Annotated in this window: 21 protein-coding genes and 2 tRNA genes; 13 read left to right on the top strand and 10 right to left on the bottom strand. The window is 69.0% G+C overall.

The window, feature by feature from the left end; all coding sequences use genetic code 11:
- Positions 1-18 precede the first annotated feature (18 nt).
- Together OG257_RS25410 and OG257_RS25415 are read right to left on the bottom strand one after the other, a co-directional pair.
- Entirely contained in the window at positions 19-660 is a 642-nt protein-coding gene (locus tag OG257_RS25410; protein ID WP_329211059.1) for a superoxide dismutase, read from the bottom strand.
- Positions 661-757: 97 nt separating this feature from the next.
- On the bottom strand, positions 758-1,816 hold the full coding sequence (locus tag OG257_RS25415; protein WP_329211061.1) for a glycerophosphodiester phosphodiesterase family protein: 1,059 nt from the start codon (positions 1,814-1,816) through the stop codon (positions 758-760).
- 157 nt (positions 1,817-1,973) lie between these two features.
- Here OG257_RS25415 and OG257_RS25420 point away from each other — a divergent pair, with 157 nt between their 5' ends.
- Positions 1,974-2,426 (top strand): GNAT family N-acetyltransferase, encoded by a 453-nt coding sequence (locus OG257_RS25420; protein ID WP_329211062.1) that lies wholly within the window; start codon positions 1,974-1,976, stop codon positions 2,424-2,426.
- A gap of 11 nt (positions 2,427-2,437) precedes the next feature.
- Here OG257_RS25420 and OG257_RS25425 read toward each other — a convergent pair whose 3' ends face one another.
- Positions 2,438-3,631 carry an MFS transporter gene (locus tag OG257_RS25425; protein ID WP_329211064.1) on the bottom strand — a complete coding sequence of 398 codons (1,194 nt, stop codon included), beginning with the start codon at positions 3,629-3,631 and terminating at the stop codon, positions 2,438-2,440.
- A 60-nt stretch (positions 3,632-3,691) separates the two neighbouring features.
- Here OG257_RS25425 and OG257_RS25430 point away from each other — a divergent pair, with 60 nt between their 5' ends.
- Positions 3,692-4,660 (top strand): ArsR/SmtB family transcription factor, encoded by a 969-nt coding sequence (locus tag OG257_RS25430; RefSeq protein WP_329211066.1) that lies wholly within the window; start codon positions 3,692-3,694, stop codon positions 4,658-4,660.
- Here the strand turns inward: OG257_RS25430 and OG257_RS25435 are convergent.
- The 3 genes from OG257_RS25435 to OG257_RS25445 all read right to left on the bottom strand — a co-directional run bounded on the left by OG257_RS25435 (position 4,645) and on the right by OG257_RS25445 (position 8,292).
- Positions 4,645-5,307, bottom strand: coding sequence for a CatB-related O-acetyltransferase (locus OG257_RS25435; RefSeq protein ID WP_329211068.1), 663 nt, complete (start codon positions 5,305-5,307; stop codon positions 4,645-4,647). The genes OG257_RS25430 and OG257_RS25435 overlap by 16 nt on opposite strands.
- A 43-nt stretch (positions 5,308-5,350) precedes the next feature.
- On the bottom strand, positions 5,351-6,757 hold the full coding sequence (locus OG257_RS25440) for an amino acid permease (RefSeq protein WP_329211070.1): 1,407 nt from the start codon (positions 6,755-6,757) through the stop codon (positions 5,351-5,353).
- Between the two features lie 137 nt (positions 6,758-6,894).
- Positions 6,895-8,292 (bottom strand): amino acid permease, encoded by a 1,398-nt coding sequence (locus OG257_RS25445; protein ID WP_329211071.1) that lies wholly within the window; start codon positions 8,290-8,292, stop codon positions 6,895-6,897.
- A gap of 268 nt (positions 8,293-8,560) precedes the next feature.
- Here OG257_RS25445 and OG257_RS25450 point away from each other — a divergent pair, with 268 nt between their 5' ends.
- Positions 8,561-9,154 carry a biotin transporter BioY gene (locus OG257_RS25450; protein ID WP_329211073.1) on the top strand — a complete coding sequence of 198 codons (594 nt, stop codon included), beginning with the start codon at positions 8,561-8,563 and terminating at the stop codon, positions 9,152-9,154.
- A gap of 312 nt (positions 9,155-9,466) precedes the next feature.
- On the opposite strand, the gene OG257_RS25455 is transcribed toward OG257_RS25450, so the two are convergent.
- Positions 9,467-10,906 carry an amino acid permease gene (locus OG257_RS25455; protein WP_329211075.1) on the bottom strand — a complete coding sequence of 480 codons (1,440 nt, stop codon included), beginning with the start codon at positions 10,904-10,906 and terminating at the stop codon, positions 9,467-9,469.
- A gap of 250 nt (positions 10,907-11,156) precedes the next feature.
- Between OG257_RS25455 and OG257_RS25460 the strand changes: the two genes are divergently transcribed.
- The 3 genes from OG257_RS25460 (at position 11,157) to OG257_RS25470 (ending at position 13,900) form a co-directional block, all read left to right on the top strand.
- A complete protein-coding gene (locus tag OG257_RS25460) occupies positions 11,157-11,645 on the top strand; it encodes a ribose-5-phosphate isomerase (protein ID WP_329211077.1) in 489 nt (162 codons plus the stop codon).
- Between the two features lie 75 nt (positions 11,646-11,720).
- Complete coding sequence (locus OG257_RS25465) at positions 11,721-12,617, top strand: Fpg/Nei family DNA glycosylase (RefSeq protein WP_329211079.1); 897 nt, start codon at positions 11,721-11,723, stop codon at positions 12,615-12,617.
- Positions 12,618-12,754: 137 nt separating this feature from the next.
- Entirely contained in the window at positions 12,755-13,900 is a 1,146-nt protein-coding gene (locus OG257_RS25470) for a PP2C family protein-serine/threonine phosphatase (RefSeq protein ID WP_329211081.1), read from the top strand.
- A 122-nt stretch (positions 13,901-14,022) separates the two neighbouring features.
- On the opposite strand, the gene OG257_RS25475 is transcribed toward OG257_RS25470, so the two are convergent.
- Positions 14,023-15,201, bottom strand: coding sequence for a cation:proton antiporter (locus OG257_RS25475; RefSeq protein WP_329211083.1), 1,179 nt, complete (start codon positions 15,199-15,201; stop codon positions 14,023-14,025).
- 150 nt (positions 15,202-15,351) lie between these two features.
- On the opposite strand from OG257_RS25475, the gene OG257_RS25480 reads away from it, so the two are divergent.
- Positions 15,352-15,852: an HD domain-containing protein gene (locus tag OG257_RS25480; RefSeq protein ID WP_329211085.1), complete on the top strand. Its 501-nt coding sequence runs from the start codon at positions 15,352-15,354 to the stop codon at positions 15,850-15,852.
- An 81-nt stretch (positions 15,853-15,933) separates the two neighbouring features.
- On the opposite strand, the gene OG257_RS25485 is transcribed toward OG257_RS25480, so the two are convergent.
- Positions 15,934-17,112 (bottom strand): acyltransferase family protein, encoded by a 1,179-nt coding sequence (locus tag OG257_RS25485; RefSeq protein ID WP_329211086.1) that lies wholly within the window; start codon positions 17,110-17,112, stop codon positions 15,934-15,936.
- 480 nt (positions 17,113-17,592) lie between these two features.
- Between OG257_RS25485 and OG257_RS25490 the strand changes: the two genes are divergently transcribed.
- Positions 17,593-17,787, top strand: coding sequence for a hypothetical protein (locus OG257_RS25490; protein ID WP_329211088.1), 195 nt, complete (start codon positions 17,593-17,595; stop codon positions 17,785-17,787).
- A gap of 55 nt (positions 17,788-17,842) precedes the next feature.
- On the opposite strand, the gene OG257_RS25495 is transcribed toward OG257_RS25490, so the two are convergent.
- Positions 17,843-17,916: transfer RNA gene (locus tag OG257_RS25495), tRNA-Gly, on the bottom strand.
- A gap of 158 nt (positions 17,917-18,074) precedes the next feature.
- Here OG257_RS25495 and OG257_RS25500 point away from each other — a divergent pair.
- From OG257_RS25500 to clpX, 5 genes are all read left to right on the top strand, one after another.
- Positions 18,075-18,151, top strand: a tRNA-Pro gene (locus OG257_RS25500).
- 163 nt (positions 18,152-18,314) lie between these two features.
- Positions 18,315-19,706, top strand: a complete 1,392-nt coding sequence (tig, locus tag OG257_RS25505) for a trigger factor (RefSeq protein WP_329211090.1) — start codon at positions 18,315-18,317, stop codon at positions 19,704-19,706.
- A gap of 277 nt (positions 19,707-19,983) precedes the next feature.
- Complete coding sequence (locus OG257_RS25510) at positions 19,984-20,589, top strand: ATP-dependent Clp protease proteolytic subunit (RefSeq protein WP_164494208.1); 606 nt, start codon at positions 19,984-19,986, stop codon at positions 20,587-20,589.
- Positions 20,590-20,665: 76 nt separating this feature from the next.
- Positions 20,666-21,349 carry an ATP-dependent Clp protease proteolytic subunit gene (locus tag OG257_RS25515; protein WP_329215347.1) on the top strand — a complete coding sequence of 228 codons (684 nt, stop codon included), beginning with the start codon at positions 20,666-20,668 and terminating at the stop codon, positions 21,347-21,349.
- A 156-nt stretch (positions 21,350-21,505) separates the two neighbouring features.
- A complete protein-coding gene (gene clpX, locus OG257_RS25520) occupies positions 21,506-22,807 on the top strand; it encodes an ATP-dependent Clp protease ATP-binding subunit ClpX (RefSeq protein ID WP_056785577.1) in 1,302 nt (433 codons plus the stop codon).
- The last annotated feature ends 352 nt before the right edge of the window (positions 22,808-23,159 follow it).

Raw genomic sequence — 23,159 nt, forward strand, 5'->3', positions numbered from 1 at the left:
CAGGACGTCTGAGGACCGTCAGGGGGCGAGCATGAGCACGTCCGCGCGCTCCTTGGCGGCCGCGTACCGCTTCGCCACGTCCTGCCAGTTGACGACGCGCCACATCGCCTCGATGAAGTCGACCTTCTGGTTCTTGTACTGGAGGTAGAAGGCGTGCTCCCAGGCGTCGAAGACCAGGATCGGGACCGAGCCCTGGCCGACGTTGCCCTGGTGGTCGTAGACCTGCTCGACGATCAGCCGGCCGCTGACCGGCTCGTAGGCGAGGACGCCCCAGCCGGAGCCCTGCGTGGTGGCCGCGGCCTTCGTCAGCTGGGACTTGAAGCCGGCGTACGAGCCGAAGGACTCGGCGATCGCGTCGGCGAGGTCGCCGACACCGTCCGCCGCGAGGGGCTCGCCGCCGCCGTCGCCGGTCATGTTGTGCCAGTAGATCGAGTGCAGGATGTGGCCGGAGAGATGGAACGCGAGGTTCTTCTGGAGGCCGTTGATCGCGCCCCAGGCCTCCTTGTCGCGGGCCTCTTCCAGCTGCTCCAGGGTGTCGTTCGCGCCCTTCACGTACGCGGCGTGGTGCTTGTCGTGGTGGAGCTCGATGATCTGCGGGTTGATGACCGGTTCGAGCGCCGCGTAGTCGTACGGGAGTTCCGGGAGCGTGTACGTGGCCATAGGTTCGAACCCTCCAACTGCTGTCCTGTTGTTATTGCAAGTCGTTCGCAATTGCAGGCTAGCAGGAGGAGGGTCCGAAAGTGATCAGCCCCTGGTCCTAGGACCCGGAACCGCCGCGTGCGGCCGCGGCCAGGTCCGGGAAGTCGGTGACGACCGCGTCCACGCCCTGCCCGAAGTGGAAGGCGTACTCGGCGAACGCGTCCCCGAAGTCGTTGGGCGCGGCGCCCCTCCGGTACTGGGCAGGGAGGTACTGGTTCTCCGCGCGGAAGGTGTACGCGCCGACCTTCAGCCCCGCCGCGTGGGCATCGGCCAGCAGGGTCAGCGGCGGGACGAGCGAGGACTTGTCCGGGCCGATCCACTGCGCGTACGAGGCGATCTCGCGCAGCCCGGCCGGCGTCATCATCTCCTTGTACGTGACCGGGTGGCCGTACGGGCCACCGCTCGTGCCCAGCGCCTGCCAGAGCGGGAGGCCGAGCCGGGCCTCGGCCACCCGGTGCAGGCTGGACGGCTCGAAGGACTGGACGACGCAGTCGCGGGCGGTGAGGCGGTTGCGCCGGATCACCCGTATCAGCTCCGGCTCCAGCGGCAGGCCGATCGAGCGGAAGTACGTCGGGTGCTTCGTCTCGGGGAAGACCGCGATCCGGCGGCGGTGCTCCCTGGACAGGGTGCGGGCCAGATCGACGACCTCCTGGAACGTCATGATCTGCTCGCGGCCGTCGAAGACCGTATTGCGGTTACGGATCAGCGGCAGCCGCTCCACGGCGCGCAGCGTCTTCAGCTCCGCCAGGGTGAAGTCCTCGGTGAACCAGCCGGTGACGGCCCTGCCGTCGACCGTCTTCGTGGTGCGGCGGCCGGCGAACTCCGGGTGCCCGGCCACATCCGTCGTGCCGGAGATCTCGTTCTCGTGGCGCACGACCAGGACGTGATCCTTCGTCGGGACGAGGTCGGGCTCGATCCAGTCGGCTCCGGCCCGCACCCCGAAGGTGTAGGCGGCGGCGGTGTGTTCGGGCCGCCAGCCGGCGGCGCCGCGGTGGCCGATGACGACGGGCCCGCGGGGGCGTCCGGAGCCGGACGACGCGACGGCGGGGGTCGCGGCGGCGGCCGACACCGCGGCCGTGGCCAGGAGGATCGAACGGCGTCTCGGGTGCTGGGACATGCGAGCTCCTCGTACGGGCCGGATCGTGCGAAGGAACCACCAAAGCCACGAGGGGTTACAACAGGGCGGACAGAGGCTTGCCGCCTCATGTACGGACGTGGGTAGGGTCGTCGGAGGGCGTCGGACACCGATGGAGCGGAACGGGAGGCGGTGCCGGATGAAGGTTCGAAAGGGCCGCCCCGAGGAAGCCGCGGCACTGACCGAGCTGGCGCTGCGGTCGAAGGGGCACTGGGGTTACGACGAGGAGTTCCTCGCCCCCTGCCGTGACGAACTCACCGTCCGCCCCGCCGATATGGGCCCCCGACGGACCGAGGTCGCCGAGGAGGACGGGCGCATCCTGGGGTTCACCACCCTCGACGGGGAGCCTCCCAGGGGAGCCCTCGGCATGATGTTCGTGGAGCCGGACACGATCGGCCGAGGTGTGGGCAGGACGCTGTTCGAACACACGATGGCGCAGGCCCGCCGGCTCGGATTCGCGGCGCTTACCATCGACGCCGACCCGAACGCCGAGCCGTTCTACGTGGCCATGGGGGCGGTCCGCATCGGCGCGACCCCGTCGGGTTCGATCCCGGGGCGCGAACTGCCCTTGCTCCGCATCGGACTCGGCTGATCCCCCGGGCGTCACGCCTCCACGGGGACGTGACCGGCCGGTGCCCCGCGATCCCGCCGCAGCCCCGGTGCCAGGGCCGCGGTGACCGCGACGGAAGCCGCCGCCATCAGGGCGATCGCCGTCGCGGTGGAGGTCTGCTGGGCGAGGGTGCCGGCGAGCGCGGCCGCGACGCCCTGCATGGCGAGCATCCCCGAGGAGTGCAGGCCGAGGGCCTGGCCGGTCATCGCATCCGGTGTCATCGCCATCAGGCGCTCCTGGAGCAGCAGGCTCGCCGAGAACCCGGCCGAGGCGAGGGCGGCGAGTGCCAGGGCCAGGGGGAGCGCGGGCCGAAACGCGAACATTACATAGGGCGCCGCGAGCAGCAGGAGCAGGGGAGTGGCCAGTTGACCCCTCCACCGCAACGGGATGAACCGGCCCGTCACGGTGTCCCCGATGAGCATCCCGAGGGCCGCGAAGGCGAAGAGCAGTCCCGCGTGATCCGGCATGTAGGGGACGAAGAGCGATTCGCAGCCGACGATCAGCCCGTTGGGCAACCAGAGCGTGAGGTACACGCGGCGCCGGGGTGCGGACGACAGCAGGACCTTGTTGGTCCGCCATGTCTCGCCGACCGACGGCCTGCCGGTGGCCCTGGGCGGACGCCGGGCGAGGCCGAACCGGGCGGTGGCGGCGCCGGCCAGATACAGGACCGCCGCGATGAGCAGCGTGCCGCGCGGGGACAGCACGGCAACCAGGACGCCGCCGACCGCGTACCCGCAGATCTGCATCGTGCCTGAGCACACGTTGAGCACGGAACGCCCCAGCAGGAAGGCGTCCTTGGGCAGGATCTCGTTGAGCAGCCCGTACCGCACACCGCCGATCACCGCTGCCACCAGCCCCTCGCCGAGGACGACTGCGAAGACCGCGGGGAGCGGCAGCCCGGGGACGGCCAGGACGGCGGTCCCGATGCCGAAGGCGAGCGCCGCACCGCTCAGCGCGCCGCGCGGCGGCAGCCGGTCGGCCGCGGACATCAGCAGGGCCGCGCCGATCAGCTGGGCGAGCGAGGAGCCGAACATGGAGAGGGCGGCGAGCAGCGGCGATCCGGTCGCGGTGTAGACGAGGGTGCCGAGCGCCAGCCCGCTCGTCGTCGAGGCGGCGCCCTGCAGGGCACCGGTCGCGAAGAGGGGCCCGAACTGCGGGACCCGGAACACTTCCCGGTAGGTGAGCATGCCGGGGAGTCTTGGTGACGTCTCCGCACGGCCGTTACTGTTTCGCCGGGAGGCGAAACCATGGGCTGGTGGCAGGTCAACGCGGACACGCTGGCCGCCGGCAGATTCGTCGTGTCGGAACTGGCCGAGGCCACCGCGGTCCTCCAGGCACTGGAGTGCGGGGCGGCGACGAACCCGGCCGAACGCGCGTGGTTCGACACGCACCGGCCTGCCTACCGGCAGCGGCTCGCCGACGACCCGGTCACCGCGGAGCTGGTACGGATCGGTCTCGGCGGCCACTGGAACGCGGACTTCCTCACCCCCACACCCACTGGTGAGGGCACGTTCGCCCAGAACCTCGCGCGCGTCCGTGAGACACCGCCCGCCGAAGCCCGTGCCGATCTGGAGATGTCGAGGGGCGGCCCGCTCCCGGAACTGCTGAACCGTCCTGACCTGCCGGAGCGAGCGGCGGACCTGTTGGAGTGGGTGTGGGAGCGGATCGTGCTGCCTGACTGGCCGCGTCGCCGCCGGATCCTCGAGGCGGACATCGTGGCGCGGGCGGCACAGCTGAGCCAGGGCGGCTGGGCCGCTGCGCTGGACGCGATGAATCCGGGCATGCGCTGGCTGGGCGGGAGCCGGCTCCAGGTCAACCCGCGTGACTATCCGCCGCGCGAACTCACCGGCGTACGCCTGATGTTCGTCCCGGTCACGCCCCGCCAGGGCTGGGTCTCCTGGGACGCCGCGGCGCAAAGGTACGCCGTGGTGTACCCCAGTTCGGGCACGCTGTCGGACGTGGACCGGCCTCTGGTTCCCGACAGCCTCGGCCGGCTGCTCGGGCCGGCGCGGGCCGGTGTCCTCGTCCTGCTCGACAGTCCCAGGAGCACGACGCAGCTGGTGGCGCTGACCGGCCAGGGGCTGGGATCGGTGGGCCGTCATCTGAGGGTCCTGCTCGACGCGGGCCTGGCCGGCCGCCGCCGGTCGGGCCGGTCGGTGCTCTATTTCCGTACGGAGGCCGGAGACGTGCTCGTCGCAGCTCAGTCGCCCGGCTGAGCGGAGCCCCCGGGTGCGGCCGCCTCCAGGTCGTCGATGCTGCCCGACATGATCGTGCGGACATGCTCGGTGATGTGCTCGGCGGGCCAGTCCCACCAGGCGACGGCGAGCAGCCGGGCGATGTCCGCGTCGTCGTACCGGGTACGGATCAGCTTCGCCGGGTTGCCGCCGACGATCCCGTAGTCCGGGACATCGGCCGTGACCACGGCGTCCGCGGCGATGATCGCGCCGTTCCCGATCCGTACGCCCGGCATCACCGTCGCCCGGTAGCCGAACCACACATCGTGCCCGACCACCGTGTCGCCCCGGCCCGGCAGACCGGCCAGCAGGTCGAAGTGGTCGGCCCAGGAGCCGCCCAGGGTGGGGAACGGGAACGTCGACGGGCCGTCCATGCGGTGGTTGGCGCCGTTCATGATGAACCGCACCCCGGTCCCCAGCGCGCAGAACCTGCCGATGACGAGCTTCTCGGGACCGTAGTGGTACAGCACGTTGCGGGTCTCGAAGGCGGTCGCGTCATCGGGGTCGTCGTAGTACGAGTACTCGCCGACCTCGATGAGAGCCGAGGTGACCAGGGGCTTCAGCTGCACCACCCGGGGCTGGCCGGGCATCGGGTGGAGCACTGTGGGATCGGCGGGGAGGCGGCTCATGCGGGCACTCTCCCAGAAGACCCGTGCGGTGTGCACGGGATATTCAGGCGCGCGGTTCGCGCCCCGCCCGCTTCTGCCGGATCAGACCGGTCACGATCAGCACCGCGGTCAGCGCGCCGGTCGCCAGCAGTTGGTCACGCGTGTCGGGCTGACGCAGCATCAGGAAGAAGATGCCGGCCATGGCGAGCAGCGCCACGATCGTGAGGACCGGGAAGAGCCACATGCGCACGACGAGCTTCTCGGGTGCCTCGCGCTCCATCCGGCTGCGCAGGATCAGCTGGGAGACGGCGATGAAGATCCAGACGACCAGGATCACCGCGCCGATCATGTTGAGCAGCCACGGGAAGACGTCATCGGGACGCCAGTAGCTGAGCAGCACGCACAGGAAGCCGAACACGGAGGAGACGAGCACGGCGTTGCGCGGCACGCCCGAGGAGATCGTGCCGAGGCGCTTCGGGCCCTGGCCGCGGGCGACGAGCGAGCAGGCCATGCGGGAGGCGCCGTAGATGTTGGCGTTCATCGCGGAGAGCAGGGCGATGAGGATGACCACGTTCATGATCTCCGCGGCGCCGCTGATGCCGAGGTGGTCGAGCGCCGCGTAGAACGGGCCGACCTCGGCGACCGCCGGGTCGTCCCACGGGACGAGGGCGACGATAACCGCCATCGAACCGACGTAGAAGACCGCGATCCGCCACATCGCCGTGCGCACGGCCTTGGCGACACCCTGCACCGGGTTCTCGGACTCGGCCGCGGCGATGGTGACGGTCTCCAGACCGCCGTACGCGAAGACGGACGCGAGCAGTCCGATGATGAATCCGTCGGAGCCGTTCGGCAGGAGCCCGCCGTCTCCGGTGAGGTTTGACGCGCCGGGGGAGTCCGTGCCGGGCAGCACGCCGAGGAGCGCGAGTACGCCGAGCACGAGGAAGAGCGTGATCGCGACGACCTTGAGCGCTGCGAACCAGAATTCGAACTCGCCGAAGTTCTTCACGGCGGCGAGGTTCGTGCCGAGGAAGACCAGCATGAACAGGGCGACCCAGGCCCACTCCGGCGTGCCGGGCAGCCAGCCCGTGACGATCTTCGCGGCGCCGATGCCCTCCAGACCGACGGCGACGCAGAGCAGCACCCAGAAGGACCACCCGGCGGTGAAGCCCGCCCACGGTCCGATCGCCCGGTCGGCGTGCACGGAGAACGAACCCGACGCCGGATTGGCGGCCGACATCTCGCCGAGCATCCGCATCACGAACATGACCAGCAGGCCGGAGATGCCGTAGGCGATGACGATCGACGGACCGGCGGCGGCGATCCCGGCGCCGGAGCCGACGAACAGGCCGGCGCCGATGACACCGCCCAGGGCGATCATCGACAGATGGCGCTGCTTGAGCCCGTGGGTGAGCGCGGAGTCGACGGTGGGCGTGGTGTCCGTGGGGGGCGGCGCGGAAGTCCGGGACATCGGCAGGCTCTGTTCGCTGGGTGGGACAGGGGACGGCCCACAGTCTGGACATGCTGCCCGTCCACAAGGAACCGTTGTCCGCTATACGGTCACCGGGCTCACACATGGTGCACACCCGGGCACGTGCTGACCCCGGGTCAGGCCCTGCGCGTCCGGAACTCCCGCACACCTGCCACGAGCAGCACCAGCCCGGTGGCACCCGCCGACCACAGGACCTGGGAGCGCGCCGCGTCATCGGTGAGCATCAGCAGCAGGACGCCCAGCAGGCCGGCCAGGGTCAGCCAGGTCAGATAGGGGAAGCACCACATCTTCAGGGTCAGGCCCCGGGGCGCCTCACGCTCGATGCGCCGGCGCAGGCGCAGCTGCGAGGCGGCGATCAGGGCCCAGACGAACAGCAGGACCGCACCGACCGAGTTGAGCAGGTAGAGGAAGACCGTGTCGGGCCACTTCAGATTGAGCAGTACGGAGACGAAGCCGAAGGCGACCGAGGCCAGCACGGCCCGCCGCGGCACCCCGCCCCCGCCGCCCCCCGAGACCTTGAGCAGCCCGCGAGGGGCCTCGCCGCGCTCGGCCAGCGAGAAGACCATCCGGGAAGCCCCGTACAGGTTGGCGTTGAGCGCCGAGAGCAGCGCCACGAAGACCACGATGTTCATGATCTGCCCGGCCGACGGCACCCCGATCGCGTCCAGAACCTTCACGTACGGGCTGAGCCCCGCCTGCTGGGCGGTCCACGGCAGCACCGTCACGATGACCAGCATCGAACCGACGTAGAAGAAGAGGACGCGCACCATCGCGCTGCGCACCGCACGGCCCACCGCGCGCGCCGGATCGTCGGTCTCGGCGGCGGCGATCGTCACGACCTCCAGCCCGCCGAAGGCGAAGACCACGGTGAGCACGCCGGAGACGACCCCGTCCCAGCCGTTCGGCAGGAAGCCGCCCTGTCCGGTGAGATTGGTCATCCCGACCGGAGCGGTGTCCGGGAGGATGCCGAAGACGGCCAGCAGCCCGAGCACCAGGAAGGCCACGATGGCCGTCACCTTCAGCGCGGCGAACCAGAACTCGAACTCGCCGAAGTTCTTCACAGCCGTCAGATTGGCCACGGTGAACACCACCATGAACACCAGCACCCAGAGCCACTGATCCACCGCGGGTACCCACCCGTGAGCGATCTGCGCGGCGGCCGTCGCCTCCACGGCGAGTACGACCACCAGCAGGAACCAGTACAGCCAGCCCACACTGAAGCCCGCCCAGCGGCCCAGCGCGCGTTCCGCATGGACGGAGAAGGAACCGGACGCGGGCATCGCCGCGGACATCTCGCCGAGCATCCGCATCACCAGCATCGCGAGCGCGCCCGCGATCAGGTACGAGACGACGATGGCGGGGCCCGCGACGGCGATCCCGGCGCCCGAGCCGACGAACAGCCCGGCGCCGATCACTCCGCCCAGCCCGAGCATGGTCAGGTGGCGCTGCTTCAGGCCGTGGGCCAGGGGCTCCGGCGGCAGGGGGGAGGGCGTGGGGGGAGGGGCGTCGTGCATGAGGTGCGGGTCACTCTCGGATCATTTATGGGGAACCTACAGTCTCACGGTCCACCGGCCCCTCCTGTACGGGGTGCCGCACATGCCCCGGCCTCAGTGACAAGCATCACGCCCATAGGTGATTGTGTGACGCCCTTTGTTTGAACCCGACTAACTCCTCAACCACCGCTTTGTGGGCGGCTGCTGATGATCGAGTGATATTCCGTCGGCTAACGTCACCATCAGTCTGTCCCCACCTGTCATGTTGCCCTCACCTGCGGAGTCCCCGATGAGCACTGCTGCCGCCCCCATCCGTTCCGGAGCGGTCCTCGCCGACCTGCTGCCCGCAGCCCGGCACCGCTACGCCGTGGACACCGCGCTGGTCCTCGGCGGCGCCGCCCTCACCGGCATCGCGGCCCAGATAGCCGTCCCCGTCCCCGGCTCCCCGGTTCCCGTCACCGGCCAGACCTTCGCCGCGCTGCTCATCGGCACCGCCCTCGGCGCCCGTCGCGGCTTCCTCTCCCTCGCGCTGTACGCGCTCATCGGGATGGCCGGCATGCCGTGGTTCGCCGGGGGCAGCTCCGGAGCCGGCGGTGCCTCGTTCGGCTATGTGCTGGGCATGCTGCTCGCCGCCACGGTCGTCGGCGGCCTCGCCCGCCGCGGCGGCGACCGCTCGGTGCTGCGCACCGCGGGCACGATGGTGGCCGGCTCCGTGATCATCTACGCGGTCGGCGTGCCCTACCTGGCGCTCTCCACCGGGATGTCGATGAGCGCCGCCGTCGCCGCGGGCCTCACGCCGTTCCTGATCGGTGACGCCCTCAAGGCGGCGCTGGCCATGGGCGCGCTGCCCGCGTCCTGGAAGCTCATCGGGCGTCGCGGCTGATGCCGTAGGCCTACCGAAGAGGCCCGTCGGCCGTACTGCGACAGCAGTACGGCCGACGGGCCTCTCGTGTACCCGGGGCCGCGGGAGTCTCCGGTACGGACCCTGCCGCCGAAGGGGAAGTCCGGTGAGCGGCCCCTCGGTACGGCCCCGGTTCACCGGTGACCTCGGCGCACGGCGCCCGTACGGCCGCCACGTCCGTACCGTCGCCCGGAGCGAGCAGCAACGAGGGAGGCCCCCCGTTCGCTCGCTGACGCGTGGCGAAGGAGGGCCTCCCCGGTGAACCCGACACCTGCCGGCAGGTGTCCGTGCCGACTACTCGACCGGGGCCGCCGCCTTGCGGCTGCGCGCCTCACGTACCAGCGAGACGGCCACGACCAGCGCCGCGACCAGCAGCGAGAGCAGCACCTGCTCACGCCCGGCGTCGTCGGTCAGCATGTAGACCAGGACGAACGAGATCATCGCGATCGTCGCCCAGGTCAGATACGGGAAGAGCCACATCCGTACGACGAGCTTCTCGGGCGACTCGCGCAGGATGATGCCGCGCATCCGCAGCTGGGTGAAGCAGATCACCAGCCAGACGAACAGGGCGATGGCGCCGGAGGAGTTCAGCAGGAACTGGAACACCGTGTCGGGCCACTGGTAGTTGAAGAAGACGGCCACGAAACCGAACACGACGGACGAGAGGATCGCCACCTGCGGCACGCCCCGCTTGTTCACGCGGGCGAAGGACTTCGGGGCGTCGCCCCGCTGGCCGAGCGAGAAGCCCATCCGCGAGGCCGTGTAGAGGCCGGAGTTGAGGCAGGACAGCACGGCCGTCAGCACGATGACGTCCATGACCTGGCCGGCGTGCGGAATGCCGATGGCGTTCAGCGCGGCGACGTACGAGCCGTCCTTGACGATCGACGGGTCGTTCCACGGCAGCAGCGTCAGGACGATGAAGATCGAGCCCAGGTAGAAGATGGCGATACGCCAGATCACGCTGTTGGTCGCCTTGGAGACGGCGCGCTGCGGGTCCTCCGACTCACCGGCGGCCAGGGTAACGATCTCGCTGCCCATGAAGGAGAAGACAACCATCAGCACACCCGTGAGGATGGCGCCCGGCCCTTCGGGGAAGAACCCGCCGGTGTCCGTGAGGTGGGCGAGTCCCGAACCGGCGTTGTCCGAGCCCGGCAGCAGGCCGAAGACGGCGAGCATGCCGACGACGACGAAGGCGCCGATCGCGACGACCTTGATCCCGGCGAACCAGAACTCGAACTCACCGTAGGAGCCGACGGACACCAAGTTGGTCGCGGTGAGTACCACCATGACGATCAGGGCCCAGGCCCACTGCGGAACGCCGGGGATCCAGCTCTCCAGGATCTTGGCACCCGCCGTGGCCTCGACGGCGAGCACCACGACCCAGAAGAACCAGTACAGCCAGCCGATCGAGAAGCCTGCCCAGCGGCCCAGGGCGCGGTCCGCGTAGGCGGAGAAGGAGCCGGAGCTGGGCCGGGCGACGGCCATCTCGCCGAGCATCCGCATGACGAAGACGACCATCAGGCCGACGAGCGCGTACGACAGGAGAATGGCCGGTCCGGCGGCGGCGATACCGGCGCCGGAGCCTACGAAGAGGCCCGCGCCGATCACGCCACCGATGGCGATCATCGAGAGATGACGGTTCTTGAGACCGGCCTGAAGCCCGTCCGTGGAGTCCGGCTTGTCCGGCCCTTCGGGCTGTTGGCCCGGCTCGGCCAGAGTCGTCTGCGACGTCATGGATCGAATCCTTACGTTTTCTGATCGCGTGGGTCGGTCCTGCCTCAGCGGGGGTGGTGCGAAGGCAAGGCCACGCATTCAAGCCCGAATGACACCGGAAGGGGAACCCCCTCTTCCGGATCGTTGACCGGATCGTTGCCCGAGTGGCATTGCCCACAGGTCCCGAGGCCGGACCCGGACCCCCGGACCGCCCGGTGGGTCCCGACCCCGCTGACGGCTACCCCGCCCGGTCCGTGCCACACTTCGCACCATGCGCGTGTACCTCGGCTCCGACCATGCCGGCTACGAACTCAAGAACCACCTCGTCGAGTGGCTCACGGCCCAGGGCCACGAGGCCGTCGACTGTGGTCCCCACATCTATGACGCCCAGGACGACTACCCGCCGTTCTGCCTGCGTGCCGCCGAGCGGACCGCAGCGGACAAGGGCAGCCTCGGCATCGTCATCGGCGGCTCCGGCAACGGCGAGCAGATCGCCGCCAACAAGGTCAAGGGCGTCCGCGCCGCACTCGCCTGGAGCGAGCAGACCGCCGCGCTCGGCCGTGAGCACAACGACGCCAACGTGGTGGCCATCGGCGGCCGGATGCACACGACGGAGGAGTCCACCAAGTTCGTCGAGATCTTCCTCGGCACCCCGTACTCGGGCGAGGAGCGTCACACCCGGCGCATCGAGATGCTCTCGGCGTACGAGGCGACCGGCGAGCTCCCCCCGATCCCGGCCCACCACCCGCAGCAGGGCTGAACCGCCCGCACCCGCTCCACTGTGCCGCCGGGATCCGTACCCGGCGGCACAGTCGTGTCACCGAGGAGATCCGCCGTGCCCGAGGGGCATACGATCCACCGCCTCGCCGCGGACCACCGTGAGCGGTTCGAGGGCGGTCCGGTGCGGGTGAGCAGCCCGCAGGGCAAGTTCTCCGAGAGTGCGGCCCTGCTGGACGGCCGGACCCTCACCGGCGTGGACGCGCACGGGAAGCACCTCTTCCTGGGCTTCGGCGGTCACGGCTCCGACGGGCACGGCTCCGACAGGCGGAGCTTCGACGGGCCCGGCTGGGTCCACATCCACCTCGGGCTCTTCGGCAAGCTCGGCTTCGGTACGACTCCGGCGCCGCCGCCCACCGACACGGTCCGGCTCCGCCTGGTCAACGACGCCCACTACGCCGACCTGCGCGGCCCCACCACGTGCGCCCTGATCACCGAACCCGAGAAGCGGGCGATACACGACCGGCTCGGCCCGGACCCGCTGCGCACCGGCGAGGACGGCGAGCGGGCCTGGCAGCGGATCTCCCGGAGCCGCGTCACCGTCGCCGCCCTGCTGATGGACCAGAAGGTCGTCGCGGGCGTCGGCAACGTCTACCGCGCCGAGGTCCTCTTCCGGCACGGCATCGACCCGTACCGCCTCGGCAAGGACCTCACGCGCAGGGAGTGGGACGCGATCTGGTCCGACCTCGGCGAGCTGATGCGCGAGGGCGTACGGAACAACCGGATCGACACGGTCCGCCCCGAGCACCTGCCCGAGGCGATGGGCCGCCCACCGCGCGTCGACGACCACGGCGGCGAGGTCTACGTCTACCGGCGGGCCAGGCAGGCCTGCCACATCTGCGGCACCGGGATCCGCACCGCGGACCTCGCGGCCCGCAACCTCTTCTGGTGCCCGTCCTGTCAGAAGGGCGCGTCCGGTCCGGCCGCGAGCGCATCCGGTCCGTCCCGCGATTGAGGACAACTCGATTGAGGACAAAGCGACTCCGGAGCGCCCCCGGAGTGCGCGCACCGGACCGGGTCGGACCGATTTCGAACGCATTGTCACAGGGGTCCCCCTGCACCGGAGGCTGTCGGGTGGATAGGGTCCCGGCAATGGCCCGTCGCAGAGGAGTAGACGCGTACCCGGCCCGGTGGCGAAGATCGGCCCACCGGGCGCGCATCGCGCTGCGCAAGTCAGGCGTCGACTACTTCCGCGGTGACGGCTCCGACTGGATCGCGCTCGTCGGCCTCCTGCTCATCATCCCGGCGATCACCTGCGCCACTCTGCTGAACCCCGTGTGGTTCTCACCTGCCGCGCTGGCGCTGCCCATCGTCGCCGGCGGTCTGCTGCTCCGGCCGGCCAGCCTGCTGAGCCTGTACGCGGCCGCGGCCACCGCCCTCATCGTGGAGTCGCTCAGCCTCGGCCCGTACATGAAGGAACCGGCCGGGGTCACTCCGGGCACCGTCCTGGTCGTCGCCGCCTGCGGCTTCTTCGGGCTGGTCCTCGCCCAGTTCCGGGCGAGAGTCGGAGTGCCGTGGAGGCGCGGCGGCACGATGCTCTTCGACCTCCGCGAGAGGATCCGGGTCCAGAGCGCCCTGCCCCTGCTGCCCCAGGGCTGGCACCGCGAGATGGCGCTGCGCCCGGCCGGCGGCCAGTCCTTCTCCGGCGACTTCGTCGTCGCGGCCCGTACCAACGGCGGGCGCACCCTGGAAGCCGTCCTCACGGACGTGTCCGGCAAGGGCATGGACGCGGGCTCCCGGGCCCTGCTGCTGTCCGGCGCCTTCGGCGGCCTTCTCGGCTCCCTGCCCCCGCACGGCTTCCTGCCCGCGGCCAACGGCTACCTCCTGCGCCAGGACTGGGACGAGGGTTTCGCCACGTCGATCCATCTGGTCCTGGACCTGGAGTCGGGCGACTACGAACTCCTGTCCGCCGGCCACCCGCCGGCACTGCAACTGCACGCGGGCAGCGGCCAGTGGGAGGAGAAGGCCGCGGAGGGGCCGCTGCTGGGTGTGTACGACGGGGCCCAGTTCGACGCGGTGAAGGGCTCGTTGGCGCCCGGTGATGTGCTGATGCTCTTCACCGACGGTCTGGTGGAGGCGTCCGACCGGGACATGGCCGAGGGCATCGACCGGCTGACCGGCGAGGCCGACCGCTATGTCGCCACGGGCTTCGACGGCGCGGCCTGGCACCTCATCGAGGCCTGCGCGAAGGACGTCAACGACGACCGTGCGCTGCTGCTTCTGTCCCGTCGGGCCTGAACCGTACGGAAGCACCTGAAAAGGTACAACCGTCAACGCGGCCACCCCCTTTCACCCGGACGTGGATCTCCCGACGGCGGTACGGGCACGGAGACGCTGCTCCCCGTACCCGTACGCGGCGGTCAGGCCGGCACCGCGGTCTTCTCGGTCTCCTGGTCCTTCGCCGGGCCTCCGGGCAGGAAGCGGGCCAGCCAGTCCGAGCGGCCGGCCGCCAGCGGAGCCAGGACCGCGAGCAGGAGCACATAACCGGCGATGAACGGGGAGAGCCGTTCGTCCAGTCCCGCGCCCGCCGCCATGGTCGCGAGAATCAGGGCGAACTCGCCGCGGGCCAGCAGGGTGGTCGAGATGTTCGCGGTTGCCTGGGGTCCGAAGGCGTAGATCCTGGCGGCGGCCAGTCCCGCCAGCACGTTCATCACCATGGTCACCGCGACCGCGGCGAGTACCGGCCACAGGACGCTCGGCAGGTCGCCCGGGTCGATCGAGAGGCCGAACGCGAAGAAGAAGATGGCGCCGAAGGCGTCCCGCAGCGGGTGGACGAGCTTGAGGATGCGCGGGCCCGACGCGGTGCTGCCGAGCATCAGGCCGACCATGAACGCGCCGATCGCGTCGGCCACCCCGAACCACTCGGAGACGCCCGCGACGAAGACTGCGGCGCCGAGGAAGGAGATGACGAGGAGTTCGTCGTCCTTGGTGTCGAAGAGCCGGGAGACGACCTTGGTGCCGAAGCGAGCGGCCAGCGCGAGGAGCAGCAGGAAGCCGAACGCCTTGCCCCCGTCGGCTGCCGCGGCGGAGAGGCTGTCGGCGCCGGAGAGGATGGGCTGGAGCGCGGCCAGGTACAGGGCGAGGAAGACGTCCTCGACGACGATGATGCCCAGGATCGGCTTGGTCTCGGCGTTGCCGATGCGCCCGAGGTCCACCAGGACCTTGGTGACGATCGCCGAGGACGAGATCCCGAGCACACCGGCGAGGACGAGCGCCTCGGAAGTTCCCCAGCCGAGCGCGAAGCCGAAGCCGAGCCCGGCGCCGACGTTCAGCGCGAGGTACGTGCCGCCGGCGAGCGCCATCTTGCGCCCGCCCGCCTTGAGGTCGTCGAGGTGGAACTCCAGGCCCAGGTAGAAGAGCAGCAGCACCAGGCCGAGCGCGGAGAGCATCTCCAGCTCGTGGGGGTCGTCGACGAGGACGACACCCGGTGTGTGCGGGCCGAGCAGGATCCCGGCGAGGATGAACAGGGGAATGGTCGGCAGTCCGATCCGGCCGCCGACGCGGGCGAGGACGGCGGCGGCCAGGAAGGCGCCGCCCATGGCGATGAGCGTGTCTGCGTGTCCGATGAGCCTGATCCTTCGTTAGGTCAAGAGAGCGTCAAGGAATCGTCAGTAATTAGTTTACCGAACGATTGACGCTGCAACTATGGACCCGTCGAACCGCGGCTCCCGGCGGCGTACAGTCGGCGCATGCCGACCCCGCATCTGACCCTGACCGAGGTCGAGTCGACCGCTCGCGAGGCCCATCGCACCCAGACCGACAAGGCGGGACGCCCCTACGTCGAGCACCTCGCCGCGGTGGCCGAGGGCGTACGGATCCGGGGCGGGAGCGACGAGCAGATCGCCGCCGCCTGGCTGCACGACGCCGTCGAGGACGGCGCGCTGTCCCGGCAGTGGCTGGACGAGGCCCCGCTTCCGCAGCAGGTCAAAGAAATGGTCCTCGCCGTCACCAAGCGGGACGGCGAGGACCTCTCCGCGTACACCGGGCGGATTCTCGCCACCCCCGGCGCGCTGCTGATCAAGGAGTCGGACCTGGCGCACAACGCCGATCCGGACCGCCTCGCGGTCCTGGAACCGGCGACGCGTACCCGGCTGACAGCGAAATATGCGCAGGTGCGTGGGCTGTTGGGGCTCCCCGGAGCCGAACTGCCCACCGACCAGCAGGATCCGGCCAACCCCGCGGGGGGCTGATCCAGGACCGGCCCGTCGCCGGTCCCGGGCCGGACCACGCGACGGCCGGAACCCGCCCGGCCCGCCGCGGACCGGACGGAATCAGCGCTTGGCGGCGTTCCGGCGGAACGCCCAGTTCAGATCCGGCTCGGTGGCGAACCGCAGGACGCGCCGGACCGGGGGAGTGCACAGCAGGGTGACGGCGGCGGCCGCGACGACGGAGACGACCATCAGGCCGGCAGGCTTCGTGAGCCACTCGTACCGGTCGAACAGGCCGAAGTATCCGGCTCCCTTCACGAGGAAGCCGTGCAGCAGATAACCGCAGATCGTCCCGGCTCCCAGCACGGTGAACCACATGTGACGGCGCGGCACCCAGGCCAGGAAGCCGATCGTGAGAACGAGCGCACACCCGAACATCGCCAGGGACATCACGGCCCCCGACCACCACGGAGCGCCCAGTTCCTGTGCGGCACTGCTCCGGTAGAACCAGCCGAGCTGCATGCGCGGCGCCGCCCAGTAGGCGAACAGCAGGGCCCCGGCGAAGAGCGGCAGGGCGAGCAGTCGGACCTCACGCCGCCTGACCAGCTGGAAGTGCTCGGGCTTCAGCAGGAGACCCAGCACGAAGAACGGCAGGAGCTGCAGGACGCGCTGCAGATCGAGGTCGTCACCGATGCCCGGAGTCACCGAGGCGAGTACGGCGATCGTGAGGGCGACCGGCATCGGGTGGCGCAGCGACTGCCACAGGGGAGTGGTGACCCGCCAGATGAACAGGGCAATCAGGAACCAGGTGAGGAACAGGGGGTCGAGCAGGGTGACCGGGACGTCGTCCGAACCGCCGCCCGCGTACCGCTTGAACAGTGAATACGCCGTCTCGAACAGGACATAGGGCACGGCCACCCCGGTGACCAGGCGCTTCACCTTGGCGGGGCTCATGTCGAAAGACCGTGAGAAATAGCCGGAGATGAGGATGAAGGCCGGCATGTGGAACGTGTACACGACCATGTACAGGGCGCGTGCGGCGCGGCTGCCGTCCATCACCGGTTCCCAGGCGTGGCCCACCGCGACGAGCACGATCGCGAGGTACTTCACATTGTCGAAGTAGGCGTCGCGCTGCTTGGCCGGAGCGGGGCCCCCGGAGGCCGCGGGGGCTGCGGAGCGGGCCGGGGCGGACGCCGGGGGAGTCCTGACGGCCGTTGACGTCGCCCGCTCGTGTCTGGGCTCCGGCTCCCGGGTCTCCGGGGGGATCGGGGCCCTCTTGAATTCGCTCGGAGCTTGGAACATCTAAAGCACCTTAGACCTGTTGATTGCCATGCGTAAAACTGCCAAGAGATATCGCGTGTTCCCGCCCATTCGAAAATGAAACCACCGGCAACCGCCCGCTATGAGGCGGTTAATCCCCCTTAAACGGGGCATATCGTCGCGTAGTTGGGGAGAGTGAATTTCGTCGCACGAACGCACGGCAAAATGCTGTGAATGAACTGTGGGGGTATGGAAACGATCACAGTGGCCGATATTCGAACTGCCTCGCGCGCGGCGGGCGCCCGGATTTCCCGCCGCGCCCCGGCGCCCCTTCTCCGGGCGCCCCGCGCGCCGATCCGCCCCGGGGTGCACGCGGGCGTGAGGATGGCGCGATCCGGACAGTGCTATCCGTCACCTGGCAGCACCCACAGGGGAGTTGGTGGCACGATGGAGTCAACGGAGGTGTGCTGGGCTGCACACCGCCGGGCCGGCAAGGCGGACCGACCAAGGGTGTGATCAGTCGTGGCCATTTCACTGTCTGTGGTGCTGATGCTGGGGATCATCCTGGTGGTGCTGATCCGCGGCGGGTCCATCAAGGGCGGGCCGGCGGTCGTGGCCGTGCTCTTCGGCTTCTTCCTGGCATCGACGGGCATGGCGCCGTCGATCAACAGATTCATGAACTCGATAGCCGAGACGATCAACCAGATCAGCTTCTGATCCGCGCACGCAAAGGGCCCGGTCCGACGAGTAACCGTCGGACCGGGCCCTGGCGTGGAGCGGGCGACGGGAATCGAACCCGCGTAGCTAGTTTGGAAGACTAGGGCTCTACCATTGAGCTACGCCCGCAAGCGGTGCACCGCAGGTCCTGGGGACCGCGGCACGAAAAGCATCGTAGCGGGTCCGGGAAGGTTCGCGCACACCCGTTTCGGTGTGACCGTCCGTGACCGCCTTCGTAAAGCGTGCTGCGCACTGCTCGTCTGCATGTACCCTACGTGTCGCACCGACGGGGTGTGGCGCAGCTTGGTAGCGCGTCCGCTTTGGGAGCGGAAGGTCGTCGGTTCGAATCCGGCCACCCCGACCACCAGCAAGATCTCCAGGCAAGATCGCGTTGTGGGAGTCATCCCGCTTGCCGTTACTATGCAAATTGCGTGCCCGTGTGTCTGATGTACCGGGCTCGATCCGCGAAGCCGCCTCTCGGCGGCCCAGCAGAACCCCAAGAAGTCAGCCACCAAGGAGACCGAACCGTGAAGAGCGCCGTGGAGACCCTGAACCCGACCCGGGTTCGGCTCAGCATTGAGGTGCCCTTCGAGGAGCTCAAGGACAGCCTCGACGCGGCGTACAAGAAGATCAACCAGCAGGTCACGGTGAAGGGCTTCCGTAAGGGCAAGATCCCCAACCGCGTCATCGACCAGCGGTTCGGCCGTGGTGCTGTGCTGGAGGAGGCCGTCAACGACGCCCTTCCGAAGTTCTACACCGAGGCTGTCAACGAGGGTGAGCTCAATGTTCTGGGCCAGCCCGAGGTTGACATCACCGAACTGAAGGACGGCGAGCTGCTGGCCTTCACCGCCGAGGTGGATGTCCGTCCCGAGATCGAGATTCCGGACTACTCCGGCATCGAGGTCACCGTGGACGCACTCGAGGTCACCGACGAGGACGTCGACAAGGCCGTGGAGCAGCTCCGCGAGCGCTTCGCCTCGACCAACCCGGTCGAGCGCGCGGCCGCCGAGGGCGACGTCGTCACGATCGACCTGGAGGCCAAGGTCGACGGAGAGGTCCTGGAGGACGGCGTGGCCGCCGGTGTCTCGTACACCATCGGTTCCGGCGAGCTCCTCGAGGGCATCGACGAGGCCGTGACCGGCCTGGAGGCCGGTGGCGAGGCCACCTTCACCTCCGAGCTGAAGGGCGGCTCCGCCGAGGGCAAGGAAGCGGAGGTCACCGTCAAGGTCACCACCGTCGCCTCCCGCGAACTGCCCGAGCTGGATGATGACTTCGCGCAGATGGCGAGCGAGTTCGACACGCTCGCCGAGCTCCGCGAGGACAGCCGCAAGCGCCTCGAGAACACCAAGCAGTACGACCAGGCCACCCAGGCCCAGGAGCGCGTCCTCGACGAGCTGCTGAAGCTGGCCGAGGTCCCGATCCCCGAGAAGCTTCTCGCGGACGAGGTCCAGACCCGCAAGCACAACCTCGAGCACCACCAGCTCGGCCAGATGGGTCTCGACCTCGAGAAGTACCTGGAGATCCAGGGCAAGACGCTCGAGGAGTTCGAGGCCGAGACCTCCGAGCAGGCCATCAAGGGCATCAAGACCCAGTTCATCCTTGACGAGCTCGTCAACAAGGAGAAGCTGAACGTCAACCAGGAGGAGCTCACCGAGCACCTCATGCGGCGCGCTGCTTCCTCCGGCATGAGCCCCGACCAGTTCGCCCAGGCCGTCGTCGAAGGCGGTCAGGTGCCGATGCTCGTCGGCGAGGTCGCCCGCGGCAAGGCGCTCGCGGTGGTCGTCGAGGCCGCCAAGGTCGTCGACACCAACGGTGAGGTCGTCGAGCTCGAGGACGACGAGGAAGAGGCTGTCGAGACGGTCGAGGCCGCCGAGGGCACCGCTGACGGTGCCGCCGACGACGAGAAGACCGAGGCCTGATCCTCGAACTGATCGGCTTTTCTGATCCGTACACGACGGGCTCCGGACGTACCACGTCCGGGGCCCGTCGGCGTACCGGCCCGCACCCCCAGAACCCTTGTGCGGACTGCTGACCTTGCGCTCCCAGCGAACAGTTGGGGAAGCGGGATGGCGTTGTCCCACCTGCGCGTTAGGGTCCATGAAGAGGAAGGGTCGGTAAGTCCCGGCCCACCCGGTACGAAGACGCTGAGACGGCCGGAGCCGTCAGAGACGAGCAGGTGGATACGTGACGAATCTGATGCCCTACGCCGCCGGAGAGCCGTCCCTCGGTGGAGGCCTCGGTGACCAGGTCTACAGCCGACTGCTCGGCGAACGCATCATCTTCCTCGGTCAGCAGGTCGACGATGACATCGCCAACAAGATCACCGCACAGCTTCTGCTCCTTGCCGCAGACCCGGACAAGGACATCTACCTCTACATCAACAGCCCCGGCGGCTCGGTGACGGCAGGCATGGCGGTCTACGACACCATGCAGTACATCCCGAACGACGTGGTCACCATCGGTATGGGCATGGCGGCCTCGATGGGCCAGTTCCTGCTCACCGGCGGTACGGCGGGCAAGCGCTTCGCGCTCCCGAACACCGACATCCTCATGCACCAGGGTTCGGCCGGCATCGGCGGTACCGCCTCGGACATCAAGATCCAGGCCCAGTACCTGCTCCGCACGAAGACGCGGATGGCGGAGATCACCGCCCACCACTCCGGCCAGACCGTGGAAACGATCATCCGCGACGGCGACCGCGACCGCTGGTACACGGCGGAGGAGGCCAAGGACTACGGCCTCATCGACGAGATCATCACGGTCGCGTCGGGCATCCCGGGCGGCGGCGGCACCGGCGCCTGATCCGGCACACCCGGACAGGCACCGCGCCGCACCCTCTCGTACGCCGAGACTCCCAGCCCACATGAACGCCACCAGGATGGTGAACACCCACATGAACAACTTCCCCGGCGCCTCCGCGAGCGGCCTCTACACCGGCCCGCAGGTGGACAACCGCTACGTCGTCCCGCGCTTCGTGGAGCGCACCTCGCAGGGTGTGCGCGAGTACGACCCGTACGCGAAGCTCTTCGAGGAGCGTGTGATCTTCCTCGGTGTGCAGATCGACGACGCCTCGGCCAACGACGTCATGGCGCAGCTGCTGTGCCTGGAGTCCATGGACCCGGACCGTGACATCTCGATCTACATCAACAGCCCCGGCGGCTCGTTCACCGCGCTCACCGCGATCTACGACACGATGCAGTTCGTGAAGCCGGACATCCAGACGGTCTGCATGGGCCAGGCGGCCTCCGCCGCCGCCGTCCTGCTCGCCGCGGGCACCCCGGGCAAGCGCATGGCGCTCCCGCACGCCCGTGTGCTGATCCACCAGCCGTCCTCGCAGACCGGCCGTGAGCAGCTCTCCGACCTGGAGATCGCGGCCAACGAGATCCTGCGGATGCGCACCCAGCTCGAGGAGATGCTGGCCAAGCACTCCACCACCCCGCTGGAGAAGATCAGCGAGGACATCGAGCGCGACAAGATCCTTACCGCCGCCGACGCACTCGCGTACGGTCTGGTGGACCAGATTGTCTCCACCCGCAAGACCACAGCCGGCGCGGCCGTCTGACGTCGGTCTTTCCCCTTGGCACATTCCACCAGCACGGCCACGGCCGTGTGAACCGTGCCAAGGGGGGCCCGAACGGGGGGCCAGGCAAGGTACCGTCGGATAGAGGCACCAGGAGCCGCTGAACCAGGCTGCTCCCAGGCGAAGGGGAAGCACCTCGTGGCACGCATCGGTGATGGCGGCGACCTGCTCAAGTGCTCGTTCTGCGGAAAGAGCCAGAAGCAGGTGAAGAAGCTCATCGCAGGACCCGGTGTGTACATCTGCGACGAGTGCATCGATCTCTGCAACGAGATCATCGAGGAGGAGCTCGCAGAGACCTCCGAGGTGCGGTGGGAGGAACTCCCCAAGCCGCGCGAGATCTACGAGTTCCTCGAGGGGTACGTCGTCGGGCAGGAGCCCGCGAAGAAGGCCCTCTCGGTCGCGGTGTACAACCACTACAAGCGGGTCCAGGCCGGTGAGAACGGCGGCGGCGCGAATCGCGACGACGCGATCGAGCTCGCCAAGTCCAACATCCTGTTGCTGGGCCCCACGGGCTCCGGCAAGACGCTCCTCGCGCAGACGCTGGCCCGCATGCTCAACGTCCCGTTCGCCATCGCCGACGCGACGGCGCTGACGGAGGCCGGCTATGTCGGCGAGGACGTCGAGAACATCCTGCTGAAGCTGATCCAGGCCGCGGACTACGACGTCAAGAAGGCCGAGACCGGGATCATCTACATCGACGAGATCGACAAGGTCGCCCGCAAGAGCGAGAACCCGTCGATCACCCGCGATGTCTCCGGCGAGGGCGTCCAGCAGGCCCTGCTGAAGATCCTGGAGGGCACCACGGCCTCCGTACCGCCGCAGGGCGGCCGGAAGCACCCGCACCAGGAGTTCATCCAGATCGACACGACGAACGTGCTGTTCATCGTGGGCGGTGCCTTCTCCGGGCTGGAGAAGATCATCGAGTCGCGGGCCGGCGCCAAGGGCATCGGCTTCGGCGCGACGATCCGCTCGAAGCTGGAGATCCAGGCGAGCGACCAGTTCCAGGAGGTCATGCCGGAGGACCTGGTGAAGTTCGGGATGATCCCCGAGTTCATCGGCCGCCTTCCCGTACTGACCTCGGTCCACAACCTGGACCGCGAGGCGCTGCTGCAGATCCTGGTCGAGCCGCGTAACGCCCTGGTGAAGCAGTACCAAAGGCTGTTCGAACTCGACGGTGTGGAGCTGGACTTCGAGCGCGAGGCGCTGGAAGCCATCGCCGACCAGGCGATCCTGCGCCAGACGGGTGCGCGCGGTCTGCGCGCGATCATGGAGGAAGTCCTCCAGTCCGTGATGTACGAGGTCCCGTCCCGCAAGGACGTGGCCCGCGTGGTCATCACCCCGGACGTCGTCCGCAACAACGTCAACCCGACGCTGGTTCCGCGCGAGCCGCGCACGATCGGCAAGAACGACGACGGCGGCCGCCACGAGAAGTCCGCGTAGCGGCAGCGGCAGCGATACGTACGCCGAAGGGGCGTCCGGCCAATGGCCGGACGCCCCTTCGGTCTGAGTGGCTCGTAACGCGGCTGGCTGTGTTGCCCGCGGCGAAATTGCTTCAGCAGGATGCGGAAGGCTGACATCTTTACGCCAGAGCGTCTGCTTGAGATCGACTTCGAGCCAACGTACCCATGAGAGATGGACGGGGTTACGCATACATGGTTTTCTATTCGTGCAGGTGTTCGTTATTTCTTTGTAGTGGAAATCTGAGGTATATCGAGTGAACGTCCTCAAGGTTCGTCGCGTGATCGTAGCCGTCAGTTTGGTCGCGGCAGGGGTTGCTCTCCCTGTGGCGACG

Origin of the sequence: Streptomyces sp. NBC_00683 (assembly GCF_036226745.1) — a bacterium.
Lineage (GTDB): Bacteria > Actinomycetota > Actinomycetes > Streptomycetales > Streptomycetaceae > Streptomyces.